The sequence below is a fragment of the Methylobacillus caricis genome (assembly GCF_020532705.1).
Taxonomy (GTDB): domain Bacteria; phylum Pseudomonadota; class Gammaproteobacteria; order Burkholderiales; family Methylophilaceae; genus Methylobacillus; species Methylobacillus caricis.
Window position 1 is genome coordinate 637,244 of the sequence record NZ_JAJAVD010000004.1, and the last position, 13,806, is coordinate 651,049.

Sequence of the window (13,806 nt, forward strand, 5' to 3'; positions counted from 1 at the left end):
TATTGAAATAATTATCATTTACTGAAAAATTTATTGCTGTCCCTTCTTGCAATTTAACCGCAGTAATACTAAGGTTAAAGGCTTTCCAGGCATCGCCCGCGTAGCCGGTTCAAACGTGGGCGAAAGTGCCGTTGGCCACAGATATGCAAGAGGGTAACCACAATGAGTTCCAGCAGGTCGTCGCAAAATCCAGCGGCTAGTACCCGCCTGAATCCAGGCAAACAGGGGATGTACGATCCCAGGCAAGAACATGATGCCTGTGGCGTGGGGTTTATTGCCAACATCAAGGGTATAAAAAGCCATCAGATCGTGCGTAATGGCTTGCGTATCCTGGCAAACCTGACCCATCGCGGCGCCACTGGTTATGACCCCAAGCTCGGTGATGGCGCAGGCATTCTCATGCAGATGCCAGATGCCTTCATGCGCAAGGAAACCATCAAGCTTGGCATACACTTGCCTGCCGAAGGCCAGTATGCCTGCGGGACGATCTTCCTGCCGCAATCCAGCAATGGCCGCCTGGCCTGTGAATCCATCATCACCCGCATCATCCATGAAGAGGCCCAGCAATTCCTCGGCTGGCGAGATGTGCCGCGCGACAACAGCAACATTGCGGATGCCGCGCGTGCCGTAGAGCCTGTCATGCGCCAGGTGTTCATACAGCAAGGCTCCACCGTGGCGGACCAAGCGGCTTTTGAACGCAAGCTGTTTGTAATCCGCAAACGCGTGGAACACGCCGTGCGCGCGCTCAAGCTGGATGACATGGCGCAGTTCTATATTCCTTCGCTTTCCAGCCGCACCATCGTCTACAAAGGCATGCTGCTGGCCAATGAAGTTGGCGTTTACTACCAGGACTTGCAGGATGAAACCATGGTGTCGGCGTTGGCGCTAGTACACCAGCGATTTTCCACCAATACCTTCCCAGCCTGGGATCTTGCCCATCCGTTCCGCATGATCGCCCACAATGGCGAGATCAACACCATGCAGGGCAACGTCAACTGGATGGCGGCCCGGCATGAAACCATGCGCTCCGCCCTGATTGGGGAAGACCTGGAAAAACTGTGGCCTCTCATTGTGGAAGGCCAGTCCGACTCGGCCGCATTCGACAATGCACTGGAACTCCTGGTGGCAGGGGGTTACTCATTGCCTCATGCAATGATGATGCTGATTCCTGAGGCATGGTCGGGCAATCCACTCATGGATGAAGACCGTCGGGCCTTCTATGAGTATCATGCCGCCCTTATGGAGCCATGGGACGGCCCAGCTGCCGTAGCTTTCACGGATGGACGCATGATAGGCGCCACGCTGGATCGCAATGGCCTGCGGCCTGCACGCTACCTGATAACCGATGATGACCACGTCATGCTGGCATCGGAAATGGGCGTACTGACTTTTCCGGAAGAACGCATCATCAAGAAGTGGCGGTTGGAACCTGGCAAGATGTTCCTGATAGACATGGAGCAGGGCCGCATTATTGATGATGCGGAAATCAAGAACAGCCTGGCACAGGCCAAACCCTATCGCGACTGGATTGAAAAGTCCCGTGTCTTCGTCGGCAATCTTCCCAGAACCAAATTCCGGAGCAGGCTCCAGGAACCATTGCTGGATCTGCAACAGGCTTTTGGCTACTCACAGGAAGACATCAAGTTCATCCTGCAACCCATGATTCAGAATGGCGAGGAAGGCGCAGGCTCCATGGGCAACGACAGCGCGTTGCCAGTGCTTTCCAACAAGCCGAAACAGCTTTACTCCTACTTCAAGCAGCTGTTCGCTCAGGTGACCAACCCGCCCATAGACCCGATACGGGAAGAACTGGTGATGTCGCTGGTCACCTTCATAGGCCCCAAGCCCAACCTGTTTGGCGCAGATGATGCCAACCCGCCGCTGCGGCTGGAAGCCAGCCAGCCTGTACTGACGCTCGAAGAGCTTGAACAGCTGAAGACCATAGACAGTGCCACTGACGGCCGTTATCGCGCCCTGGTGCTGGATATCACATATCCTGTCAGCCTTGGTGCGCAGGGCATGTCGCCTGCAGTGGAAGCCTTGAGCAAATCCGCCAGGGATGCCGTCAACGCCGGGTTCAACCTGTTGATCCTGTCTGACCGCAATGCCAGTGCCAACCGCCTGGCGATCCCCGCGTTGCTGGCCTGCTCGGCCACGCATCAAGGCCTGGTGCGTGCAGGCCTGCGCACCAGCACCGGCCTGGTGATAGACACGGGCTCAGCACGCGAGGTACACCATTTTGCCCTGCTGGGTGGCTATGGGGCAGAAGCTGTCTGCCCTTGGCTTGCCTATGAAACCATTGCCCATATGCTGCCAGCAGGCACTGACCCAGCCGCCAGTTACAAGAAATTCATCAAAGCCATCAACAAGGGCCTGCATAAAGTAATGTCCAAGATGGGGATTTCCACCTACCAGTCCTATTGCGGTGCCCAGATTTTCGAGGCCATCGGGCTTAATTCGGAATTCATCCAGAAATACTTCATCGGCACTGCCACAACTATAGAAGGCATCGGCCTGGCTGAAATGGCCGAGGAAAACCTGCGCCTGCATCAAAGCGCCTATAGCGATGATCCCGTGCTGGCCAATGCGCTGGAGGCCGGTGGCGAATATGCCTTCCGCGTCCGCGGCGAAGAGCATTTGTGGACACCTGAATCGGTAGCCAAGCTGCAACATGCCACACGTACCAACGAATCCAGTACCTACAAGGAATACGCGCAACTGATCAACGACCAGACGCGGCGCCACATGACGCTGCGCGGCCTGTTTCAGATCAAGCCGGTCGGCTCCCCAATCCCATTGAGTGAAGTGGAGCCAGCCAGCGAGATCGTCAAGCGCTTTGCCACCGGCGCCATGTCACTCGGCTCCATTTCGACCGAAGCCCACGCTACCCTGGCAGTAGCAATGAACCGCATAGGTGGCCGTTCCAACACGGGCGAAGGCGGGGAAGACCCCAAACGCTTTGTCACACTGACAGAGGACAGCAGCATGGCAGCCGTGATCGGCGCCAACAATATCGCAAAAGATACCCCTTTGAAGGCGGGCGACTCCCTGCGCTCCAGCATCAAGCAGATTGCATCCGGCCGCTTTGGCGTCACCGCGGATTACCTGGCCAATGCCGACCAGATCCAGCTGAAAATGGCACAGGGGGCCAAGCCAGGCGAAGGTGGCCAGCTACCCGGCCATAAGGTCAGCCCCTATATTGCCCAGCTGCGCCATTCCGTGCCTGGCGTGGGCCTGATTTCGCCACCACCCCACCATGACATCTACTCTATCGAAGACCTGGCGCAACTGATCCATGATGCAAAAAATGCCAATCCCAAGGCGGCAATCTCGGTCAAGCTGGTATCTGAAACCGGCATAGGCACGGTGGCGGCAGGCGTCGCCAAGGCCAAGGCGGACCACATCGTGGTAGCCGGGCATGATGGCGGCACCGGTGCCTCACCCATTTCCTCCATCAAGCATGCAGGCACGCCATGGGAGCTGGGCCTGGCTGAAACCCAGCAGACACTGGTGCTGAACCAGTTGCGTGGACGCATCGTCCTGCAGGTGGATGGCCAGATCAAGACCGGGCGCGATGTGGTGATTGGAGCCTTGTTAGGCGCGGACGAATTTGGCTTTGCCACCGCTCCGCTGGTGGTGGAGGGCTGCATCATGATGCGCAAGTGCCACCTCAACACTTGTCCGGTAGGCGTGGCAACCCAAGATCCCATATTACGCCAACGCTTTACCGGACAGCCTGAACACGTTGTGAACTACTTCTTTTTTGTTGCAGAGGAAGTGCGTGAACTGATGGCACACATGGGCCTGCGCAAGTTTGATGAGCTGGTGGGCCGCTCGGACCTCCTGGACGTACAAGAAGGCATCGCCCACTGGAAAGCACGCGGCTTGGACTTTACCCGCGTATTCCACCAGCCCGTGGTTGACGATACTGTATCCCGCCGCCATACCGAAACACAGGACCATGGCCTGGACAAGGCACTGGATAAGAAACTCATCGCCAAGGTGGGCAATGCTTTGGATAACGGCGAGAAAACTGTGATCGAAAGCCCCATAGTCAACACCAATCGTAGCGTGGGAACCATGCTGTCCTACGAAGTTGCCCGCCGCTATGGGCGTGCCGGATTGCCGGACGATAGCATCACCATCAAGCTCACTGGGACTGCAGGCCAGAGCTTCGCTGCATTTCTTACCAGGGGCATCACCCTGGAGCTCAGCGGTGAAGGCAACGATTACGTGGGCAAAGGCCTGTGTGGTGGCCGCATCGTCATCAAGCCGCCTCTTGCTTTCCACGGTATTGCCGAAAACAACATCATCGTCGGCAATACCGTCATGTATGGTGCCACCTCAGGCGAAAGCTACTTCCGCGGTGTTGCCGGTGAACGTTTCTGTGTACGCAATTCTGGTGCCTCGGCAGTAGTCGAGGGCGTTGGCAACCATGGTTGTGAATACATGACAGGCGGCACAGTAGTCGTGCTGGGCAGCACTGGCCTCAACTTTGCCGCAGGCATGTCAGGCGGCGTGGCTTATGTGCTGGATGAGGACGACTTGTTCCATAGGCGCTGCAACATGAGCATGGTCAGCCTGGAAAAGGTTGAGGCGAGCAGCCCAGAGGCTGGCAAAGCCAACCATCTGGGACTGGATGACGAGACTATATTGAAGTCGCTGATAGAAAAACATGCTCGCTACAGCGGTAGTGAAAAAGCACAGGCCATCTTGCAACACTGGGATACTTATCGCCCCAGGTTCATCAAGGTCATGCCTGACGAATACAAGCGCGCCCTCACTGAAATGGCCGCAGCACCACATAAGGAAGCAGCATAGATGGGCAAGGTCACTGGATTTCTTGAATTTGAACGCCTGTCCGAGGCCAACCTGCCGGTCATGGATCGTGTGAAAAACTATCGTGAGTTTGTACTTCACCTGAGTGATGCAGAAGCCGGTATTCAAGGTGCACGCTGCATGGATTGCGGCATCCCGTTCTGCATCACCGGCTGTCCCGTCAACAATATCATTCCTGACTGGAATGACCTGGTCTACCAGCAGGACTGGCACCAAGCTATTACAGTCCTGCACTCCACCAACAACTTTCCCGAATTTACCGGCCGCATTTGTCCCGCACCCTGTGAAGCCGCCTGTACCCTCAACATCAATGCCGATGCCGTGGGCATCAAGTCAATTGAGCACGCAATCATCGACAAGGCCTGGGATAACGACTGGGTGCAAGCACAACCTGCTGCCGATAAAACCGGTAGGAAAATAGCCGTGGTCGGCTCTGGCCCTGCCGGGCTGGCGGCCGCCCAACAACTGGGGCGGGCCGGGCATAATGTAGTGGTGCTGGAAAAAGAAAGCCGCATCGGCGGGCTATTGCGTTATGGCATTCCCGATTTCAAGCTTGAGAAAAGCCAGATAGACCGCCGCATGGAGCAAATGCAGGCGGAAGGGGTGGAATTCCGCGTCAACCAGCATGTAGGGGAAAACGTGGATGCAGACGAACTGGTTGAGGATTATGACGCCGTGATCCTGGCTGGCGGCGCCGAGTACCCGCGCGACCTTCCTATCCCCGGCCGTGAACTTGATGGCGTGCATTTCGCCATGGATTTCCTGGTCGCACAAAACAAGGTCGTCGCAGGGGACAATATTCCCAACCAGATCATGGCCACCGGCAAGCACGTAGTCGTGATTGGCGGGGGCGACACAGGGTCTGACTGCGTAGGCACATCCAATCGCCACGGCGCAGCCTCCATCACCCAGTTCGAATTGATGCCACAGCCACCAGCCAGGGAAAACAAGGAGCTGGTCTGGCCCAACTGGCCGATCAAGATGCGCAGCTCCAGTTCCCATGAGGAAGGCTGCGAACGTGACTGGTCGGTGCTCACCAAGGAACTGATTGGCGAGAATGGCAAAGTGACTGGCCTCAAGGCCGTGCGGGTGGAGTGGAAAGACGGGAAGATGATTGAAGTGCCCGGCTCGGAATTTACCCTCAAGGCAGACCTGGTACTGCTGGCCATGGGCTTTGTCAGCCCCATGCAGAAAGTGCTGGATGCGTTTGGCGTGGAAAAGGACAACCGCGGCAATGCCAAGGCCACAACTGAAGGCAACCACAGCTATGCCACATCGCAACCCAAGGTATTTACCGCAGGAGACATGCGCCGAGGCCAGTCGCTGGTGGTATGGGCGATCCGCGAAGGCCGCCAGTGCGCCCGTTCGGTGGATGAGTTCCTCATGGGAAGCAGCACCCTGCCAAGATAATCCGGGATTTGCCACTATCAAGAGCTGCCTGTTACTAATCCAGGGCTACCGATATTCCAGGTGGCCCTTTTCATTTCACCGCCATAGAATATAGCCTCACATACGGAACCAGCTGCAATGACTTCATTGAAAAACGATACCTTTCTGCGCGCACTGCAACGCCAGCGCACCGAATACACCCCAGTCTGGATGATGCGCCAGGCAGGCCGCTACCTGCCTGAATACCGTGCCAGCCGCAAGAATGCCGGTAGTTTCATGAGCCTCTGCCAGAGCCCGGACTTTGCCACTGAAGTCACCTTGCAACCGCTGGACAGGTATCCACTGGACGCCGCCATTCTCTTTTCCGATATCCTGACCATTCCCGACGCCATGGGGCTGGGACTGTATTTTGAAGAGGGCGAAGGCCCTAAGTTTGAGCGGACATTGCGCGAGGAAAGCGACATTCTCAAGCTGGCGGTCCCTGACATAGGCACAGATCTCAAATATGTCACTGATGCCGTCAGCCAGATTTACAAGGCTCTGGATGGTCGCGTTCCCTTGATCGGCTTTTCCGGCAGCCCATGGACTCTCGCGACCTACATGGTAGAAGGCAAGGGTGGCACTGACTTCCTCACTATCAAGCAGATGGCCTATGCCCGTCCGGACTTGCTGCATCACATTCTCAGTATCACTGCACAAACCGTGACGGCATATCTCAATGCACAGATTGCAGCAGGTGCCCAGGCTGTCATGATTTTTGATTCATGGGGCGGGGCGCTTTCGCACCATGCCTATCAGGAATTCTCGCTGCAATACATGAAACAGATTGTCAGTGGCCTCACCAAGGAAAACGCAGGGCGCACCGTGCCAAGTATCGTGTTTACCAAAGGCGGTGGGCTATGGCTGGAAGCCCAGGCGGACACGGGTGCCGATGCCCTGGGACTGGACTGGACCATATCACTGGGCGAAGCCAGGAAACGGGTAGGCAACAAAGTTGCCCTGCAAGGCAATATGGACCCAGCTATCCTGCTTTCCACACCAGAGGCAGTGGAAAAGGAAGTGGCGCGCATCCTGGCTGATTACGGCATCGGCAATGGCCATGTGTTCAACCTGGGCCACGGCATCACCCAATTCACCCCGCCAGAAAACGCAGAAGCCATGATCAAAGCCGTTCATGCGATCAGCAGCAAATACCATTTATAACTGCTCAACCCGGGGCCGGAATAGCCATGGTTGGAATTCAGGATAAAACTATTAGCGCTTACACTGGTCGTAACGGCACAAGCATGTGCAATCCGCCTCTCGCTTCAATAAGAGTATGATAGCCATGCCATCCCGCAAGATGATTAGGCCTGGCAAATGCCAGGCTGGCCGGATTGCCCACCAATCTGGGGCCCTGTGTCCCGTCAATAAAACCAACAGGAGACTCATATGAAACTGGTTTCAAAGTCCGTTCTAGCCTTATTCCTTGCCAGCCTTGCACTCAGTGCATGCAGTAGTAAAGAAGAAGAAAATGTGGAGGCCGCTGCCGCCCAAGCGGTTGAAGAAGCAAAAGATGCCGCTGAACATGCCGAGCATAAAGCCGAGGAAGCCGCTGAACATGCGGAACACAAGGCTGAAGAAGCTACTGATAAAGTAGAAGATGCTGCCGAGCATGCAGAGGAAAAAAGGGACGCTGCCGACTAATCCCCCTGATAAATAACAAAGCAAGAAGGCCATCCCATGATGGCCTTTATCTTTTCGAAGACCTGCAATTTGGATATACGTCAGGGTAGCCTGATTCCTACACCAGGATCAGCAGGTTACCGATAATCCTTTATGTATCCGGCTCATACACTATCCTCATCAATAAATGAGGATAACAAAATGAAAATCCGCACATTATTCAGCACCCTTTCATTCCTGACTGCCAGCACCTTGCTCATGAGCAATCCCGTACTGGCTGGTTCCGAATTCAAGGGCCGCATAGATTCACGCCCTGCGGGCAACCTGGGCATTTGGACAATCAGCGGCCAGCAGGTGGAAGTTACCGAGAAAACAGATATTGATCCCGACCAAGGCCCTCTAGTGGTTGGCGCCTGTGTAGAAGTGGAACATAAAAAGGGCGTGGCGTCAGAAATTGAAACCATCAAGCCAGAAAAATGCGGTAAGTAAATATCCCGCGTAGTTCTTAGTTACCCTGCCTAGAACTCCTGCGGGTCCACATCCAATGCCCAGCGTATTTTATTGCTGAGTGGATGGGCTCGCAGCAATGGCACCAATTGCCGCAAGACCACTTGTAGCACTTGGCGATTGTTTGCCTGGAACAGGAGCTGTCCACGCTCCATGCCCTTTAATCGCTCCATTTGCGGCCTCACCGGGTCATATACCAATACCTCATTGCCCAATTCGCGCGCCGTATCGCTGGCGTATTGCAGGAAGCGATGTACCGGGCTGTAATCATTCGCCTCAGCCTTGACCAGCGCAAGAAACTCATAAGGCGGGAATTGGGCGGTTTCACGTTCATGCAGCAAGCTCACCGCATAGGCTGGAAAATCTTGCCTGCGTAAGGCATTGAACAGGCTATGTTCTGGAAAGGTGGTCTGGATCAGCACTTCTCCCGGCTTATCAGCACGCCCGGCTCGTCCTGCCACCTGCATCAGTTGCGCAAACAGGCGTTCTGCAGCCCGGAAATCCGGGCTGAACAGCGCGCTGTCAGTATCCAGCACGCCGACCAACGTGAGATTGGGAAAATCATGCCCCTTGGCCAACATCTGCGTCCCCACCAGGATATCTACCTCGCCCGCATGTACAGCCACCAGCATATCGCTCAGGGCGTTCTTGCGCCGCGTACTATCCCGGTCCACGCGCAAGACGCGCGCCTCCGGCAATAGCTTGGCCAGGGTTTCTTCCAGTCTCTGAGTGCCATGGCCGGTAGGATGCAGGTCTGGATTTCCGCAACTCGGGCACTGCCGCACGATCTTCTGCTCATGCCCACAATGGTGGCAACGCAGGAAGCCTTGGCGCAAATGTACCACCAGCCTGCTGCTGCACCGCATGCAAGGTGCTATCCATTGGCAGGCAGTACATAACAGGACGGGTGAATAACCGCGCCGGTTGATGAACAGCAGGCTTTGCTCGCCCCGGTCCAGCCGCTCCCGCATGGCTTTGATCAAATGGGGAGAAAGGCCATCCCGTAATTCCACCTTGGATACATCCACACATACCACTTTGGGCAATTGCGACTGGCTGACCGCGCGCTCATGCATGGACAGCAGGCCATAGCGTCCACTCTGGGCATTGTGCCAGGTCTCCAGCGCAGGCGTGGCTGACCCCAACAGGATGGGGATGTTACGCCGCTGCGCCCGCACCAGCGCGACGTCACGGGCGTGATAGCGCATGCTGTCCTGCTGCTTGTATGAGGTGTCGTGTTCCTCATCCACAATCACCAGCCTAAGCCTTGGCAATGGCGTGAAGACGGAAAGACGGGTGCCGATGATAATCCTTGCCGCTCCCGATTGGGCCAAACGCCAATTTTGCAAGCGCTCACTCTCGCCAAGATTGCTATGCAGCGAGACCAAAGGAAATTCCGGCAAGCGACTGCGGAAACGCGCTTCCAGTTGCGGCGTCAGGTTTATTTCGGGCACCAGCACCAATGCCTGACCGTCGTTATCAGCCAGCATTGCCTGCAGCAAGCGGATGTAAACCTCGGTCTTGCCGCTGCCGGTAATGCCGTGCAGCAACCAGGGCTTGAAGCTGCCAGACTCGGCGAGGATAGCATTCACCGCATGCGTCTGCTCCTGGTTGAGCTCGGGCTGCACTGATGATGCCGTCAGGCTCTGGCGCAAGCCAGCAAAGGTTTCTTCTGCCTTTACCCAGCCGTTTTCCAGCAAGGCGTTGATCGCCTTGCGCCAACAGGAGCTGACCTCGGCCAGGGCGCTCTCGTTCAGGCTGCAATGCTCCAGCAAGGCAGCATACACGCGTCGCTGGACTGCCTGCCGTGCAGGAATGGCATCGACCCCTGCAACCATCCCCGCTGGAGTCAGCGCATAGGAAAATTGCTTCCGAGTGGTGGCAGGCTCAGTCTGGCGCAAGCGGCCCGGCAGGGCCGAAAGCAAGGCCTGTCCGTAAGGATATTGATAATAATCTGCACAAAATTTAAGCAGCGCAAATATCTCGCTATCCAGCGGGGGCTCGTCTTCAAATGATTGCAGGATGGATTTGAGTTTTGCGGCAGGAACATCGGTGCTACCGGTGACTTCCAGCACAATGCCCACCTGTTTGCGCGGTCCGAACGGCACCACCACACGCTGGCCAACCGCAACACCGGAACCATTGCCACGGTAGTCAAACACGCCGTCAACCGGGACATCCAGGGCGACCCTGAGGATTTCACCCATGGTTTCAGTCATGGGCATTACTCAGGAACTTCGATAATTGCATATCAGTGCAAGCGTCCAGTAGGTTAAAATAGCTTTTTTATTCACGTTCTTAATTGTAGCTCGCCTTGAAAGCACATCTTACCGAATTACTGCATGCGGCCGCAAACAGCCTTGCATCTGATGCTGGAACGCTCTCCATCCAGCTGGAACGCCCCAAGACCGCCCAACATGGCGACTTTTCCACCAACCTGGCCATGATGCTGGCCAAGCCCTTGCGCCAAAACCCGCGCGCGATTGCCGAAAGCCTGATCAAGGCCTTGCCCGCCTCGCAATATGTCAACAAAGTGGAAATTGCTGGCGCCGGTTTCATCAACTTCTTCCTGAGCCCCGCTGCCAAGCAGGCTGTGGTCAAGGAAATCCAGAAGCAAGGTCCCGCCTTTGGCCGCAATGCGCACGGCAAAGCCCGCAAGGTACAGGTAGAATTTGTCTCCGCCAACCCCACCGGACCATTGCATGTCGGCCATGGCCGTGGGGCAGCGGTCGGCGACTGTCTGGCGCGGTTGCTGGATGCCAACGGTTGGGATGTCACTCGCGAGTTTTACTATAACGATGCAGGCGCCCAGATCGATAACCTGACGGTTTCCGTGCAATCCCGTTGCAAGGGCATACATCCCGACCATGCAGAATGGCCGGAGGCAGGCTACCGTGGCGATTACATTGCCGATGTCGCTGCAGCCTACATGGCCAGGCAAACTGTAACGGCCGATGACCAGGAAGTCACAGGGGTTGGCGACGCGGACAATGCTGAAGCCATACGCCAGTTTGCCGTGGCTTACTTGCGTCACGAACAGGATCTGGACCTGAAAGCTTTCCAGATCAATTTTGACGTGTTTTCCCTGGAATCCGCGCTATACAGTGACGGCAAGGTAGAAGCAGCCGTACAGAACCTCATCAAGAGCGGCCATACCTATGAGCAAGATGATGCGCTATGGCTACGCACCACGGATTTCGGCGATGACAAGGACCGCGTGATGCGCAAGCGTGAAGGGGGCTACACCTACTTCGTGCCTGACGTGGCCTACCACCTGGATAAATGGCAGCGCGGCTTTGAGCGCGTCATCAACGAGCAGGGCGCGGACCACCACAGCACCATCACCCGTGTGCGTGCAGGCTTGCAGGCGCTGAACGTCGGCATTCCACAAAACTGGCCGGATTATGTGCTGCACCAGATGGTAACCGTGATGCGCGGCGGCGAGGAAGTAAAGATTTCCAAGCGTGCCGGCAGCTATGTCACCCTGCGTGACCTGATTGAGGAAGTCGGCTGCGATGCCACGCGCTACTTCCTGGCCGCACGCCGTGCCGACTCGCAGCTGGTGTTCGATATCGACCTCGCACGTGCACAAAGCAACGACAACCCGGTGTATTACATCCAGTATGCCCATGCACGCATCAACAGTGTGTTGAACGAATGGGGCGGTGAGGCTACCAGCCTAGCGCAAGCTGACCTGGCTCCTTTGAGCACCGAACATGAAGCCGCACTGATGCAGCGCCTGGGCGAGTTTCCCGAAACTGTTGAAAATGCCGCTGCAGAACTGGCGCCGCATATCATTGCCAATTACCTGAAGGAGCTGGCAAGCGATCTGCACAGCTATTACAACGCACACAAGTTCCTGGTAGAAGATGCCACACTGACCACTGCCCGGATGGCGCTGGTCAGCGCCACCCAGCAGGTGTTGAAGAACGGCCTGTATTTGCTGGGTGTCAGCGCGCCAGACAAGATGTAACGCGGTCAATATGCGAAATTATTAAAGCCTACCGGTTGTCTCTAGTCAGCATCTGGAATCACCAGCCGGCGCAACCTGTTTAAAGAGGAATTATCGTGAGTCGAGATTACAAGCCAGCACAGCGTAAAGCCAGTACCAACAGCAAGGGCAGCCCCTTCTTTACAGGCCTGCTGGTCGGCCTGTTGCTGGGTGTTGGCATTTCCGTTGTCGTAGCCGTACTGGTCATGGGCAGCAGCAGCCCCTTTGTCAACAAGGTGGGCAAGAACAATAAAGAAGATGGCCAGCTTGAACTGCCCAAGGCTGAGCCTGACACCAGCAACAAACAGAATGCCGACAACCAGCAAGGCGCCAGCGAAAAGCCACGTTTTGATTTCTATACCATCCTGCCAGGCAGTGAAAGCCAGGTAACGGAGCAGGAAATCAAGCAGAAGGAGTCCGATGCAGCTCCTGCACAGACCCAGGAAAGTTATTTCCTGCAGGTAGGCGCTTTTCAGACTGAGCAGGAAGCCGATAACATGAAGGCCAAGCTGGCATTGCTGGGACTTGAAGCGATTGTACAAACCGCGACCATTCCCGACAAAGGGGTATGGCACCGTGTGCGCGTAGGCCCGTTCACCGATCTGGACCAAATCAACAATGCCAAGTCTGAGTTGGCACAAAATGGTTTCAAGGCAGATTTGATCAAGGTGAACAGCCCGGGCCAATAAAGTAAGCTGTATGCAAAATCAGGCTTGTGTGCGTTATAACAAGCCGGAATCAACACAACATAAACAAACCAATAAGGACCAACCATGAAAAAGTTTCTCGCCGCCCTGATGCTGCTGGCTTCTGCGACGGTAATGGCCGAACCGCAACTTGGCAACGAATTCAACCAGACAGCAAAAACCATCAAGACGGATACGCCAGCCAAAATCGAAGTGCTGGAGATTTTCTGGTATGGCTGCCCCCATTGCTACCATCTGGAACCCATCCTGGAACCGTGGGTGAAAAAGCTGCCGGCTGATGTCTACTTCAAGCGTGTACCCGGTGTGCCACGTCCTGATTGGGCGCCAGCAGCCAAGGCATTTTATGCCCTGGAAGCCCTGGGCCTCACCAACAAACTGCATACGCAATTGTTTGACGCTATCCACAAGGCACGCACCCTCAACCCAACCGTTGATGCTCCACTGATTGATTGGATCAGCCAGAAGGGTGGCCTGGATCGCAAGAAGGTGGAAGAAGCCTTCAACTCATTCTCCACCAATAACAATGTGGTCAAGGCCATGAACACCTTCCGTGACTCAGGTGCGACTGGCGTACCGGCACTTATTATCGATGGCCGTTACATCACTTCCAGCTCAATGGCTGGCGGCAATCAGGCCGTGTTGAAAGTGGCTGACTACCTGATTGAGAATGTACGCAGGGAAAAAACCGGCGGCACTGCTAAATAAGCC

9 protein-coding genes are annotated in these 13,806 nt (G+C 55.8%); 8 read left to right on the top strand and 1 reads right to left on the bottom strand.

Going from position 1 to position 13,806, the window contains the following annotated elements; genetic code table 11:
- Positions 1 to 162: 162 nt before the first annotated feature.
- The 5 genes from LG200_RS13345 (at position 163) to LG200_RS13365 (ending at position 8,382) form a co-directional block, all read left to right on the top strand.
- Positions 163 to 4,821: a glutamate synthase-related protein gene (locus LG200_RS13345; protein WP_226758117.1), complete on the top strand. Its 4,659-nt coding sequence runs from the start codon at positions 163 to 165 to the stop codon at positions 4,819 to 4,821.
- On the top strand, positions 4,822 to 6,249 hold the full coding sequence (locus LG200_RS13350; RefSeq protein WP_226758118.1) for a glutamate synthase subunit beta: 1,428 nt from the start codon (positions 4,822 to 4,824) through the stop codon (positions 6,247 to 6,249).
- Between the two features lie 117 nt (positions 6,250 to 6,366).
- Positions 6,367 to 7,431 (top strand): uroporphyrinogen decarboxylase, encoded by a 1,065-nt coding sequence (hemE, locus tag LG200_RS13355; RefSeq protein WP_226758119.1) that lies wholly within the window; start codon positions 6,367 to 6,369, stop codon positions 7,429 to 7,431.
- Between the two features lie 228 nt (positions 7,432 to 7,659).
- Entirely contained in the window at positions 7,660 to 7,914 is a 255-nt protein-coding gene (locus LG200_RS13360; protein WP_226758120.1) for a hypothetical protein, read from the top strand.
- Between the two features lie 180 nt (positions 7,915 to 8,094).
- Complete coding sequence (locus tag LG200_RS13365) at positions 8,095 to 8,382, top strand: DUF5666 domain-containing protein (RefSeq protein WP_226758121.1); 288 nt, start codon at positions 8,095 to 8,097, stop codon at positions 8,380 to 8,382.
- 29 nt (positions 8,383 to 8,411) lie between these two features.
- Here LG200_RS13365 and LG200_RS13370 read toward each other — a convergent pair whose 3' ends face one another.
- Positions 8,412 to 10,619 (bottom strand): primosomal protein N', encoded by a 2,208-nt coding sequence (locus LG200_RS13370; protein WP_226758122.1) that lies wholly within the window; start codon positions 10,617 to 10,619, stop codon positions 8,412 to 8,414.
- 95 nt (positions 10,620 to 10,714) lie between these two features.
- On the opposite strand from LG200_RS13370, the gene argS reads away from it, so the two are divergent.
- From argS to LG200_RS13385, 3 genes are all read left to right on the top strand, one after another.
- The gene (gene argS / locus LG200_RS13375) at positions 10,715 to 12,373 is read left to right on the top strand and encodes an arginine--tRNA ligase (protein WP_226758123.1); all 1,659 of its coding nucleotides are present in this window, start codon (positions 10,715 to 10,717) and stop codon (positions 12,371 to 12,373) included.
- 95 nt (positions 12,374 to 12,468) lie between these two features.
- Positions 12,469 to 13,080, top strand: a complete 612-nt coding sequence (locus LG200_RS13380) for an SPOR domain-containing protein (protein WP_226758124.1) — start codon at positions 12,469 to 12,471, stop codon at positions 13,078 to 13,080.
- Positions 13,081 to 13,164: 84 nt separating this feature from the next.
- Positions 13,165 to 13,803 carry a thiol:disulfide interchange protein DsbA/DsbL gene (locus LG200_RS13385; RefSeq protein WP_226758125.1) on the top strand — a complete coding sequence of 213 codons (639 nt, stop codon included), beginning with the start codon at positions 13,165 to 13,167 and terminating at the stop codon, positions 13,801 to 13,803.
- Positions 13,804 to 13,806: the final 3 nt, after the last annotated feature.

What these genes read in the sequence shown, in the direction of transcription:
- LG200_RS13345 (WP_226758117.1), top strand. Translation starts at nt 163, where the DNA reads ATGAGTTCCAGCAGGTCGTCGCAAAATCCAGCGGCTAGTACCCGCCTG.
- LG200_RS13350 (WP_226758118.1), top strand. Translation starts at nt 4,822, where the DNA reads ATGGGCAAGGTCACTGGATTTCTTGAATTTGAACGCCTGTCCGAGGCC.
- hemE (WP_226758119.1), top strand. Translation starts at nt 6,367, where the DNA reads ATGACTTCATTGAAAAACGATACCTTTCTGCGCGCACTGCAACGCCAG.
- LG200_RS13360 (WP_226758120.1), top strand. Translation starts at nt 7,660, where the DNA reads ATGAAACTGGTTTCAAAGTCCGTTCTAGCCTTATTCCTTGCCAGCCTT.
- LG200_RS13365 (WP_226758121.1), top strand. Translation starts at nt 8,095, where the DNA reads ATGAAAATCCGCACATTATTCAGCACCCTTTCATTCCTGACTGCCAGC.
- LG200_RS13370 (WP_226758122.1), bottom strand. Translation starts at nt 10,619, where the DNA reads ATGACTGAAACCATGGGTGAAATCCTCAGGGTCGCCCTGGATGTCCCG.
- LG200_RS13385 (WP_226758125.1), top strand. Translation starts at nt 13,165, where the DNA reads ATGAAAAAGTTTCTCGCCGCCCTGATGCTGCTGGCTTCTGCGACGGTA.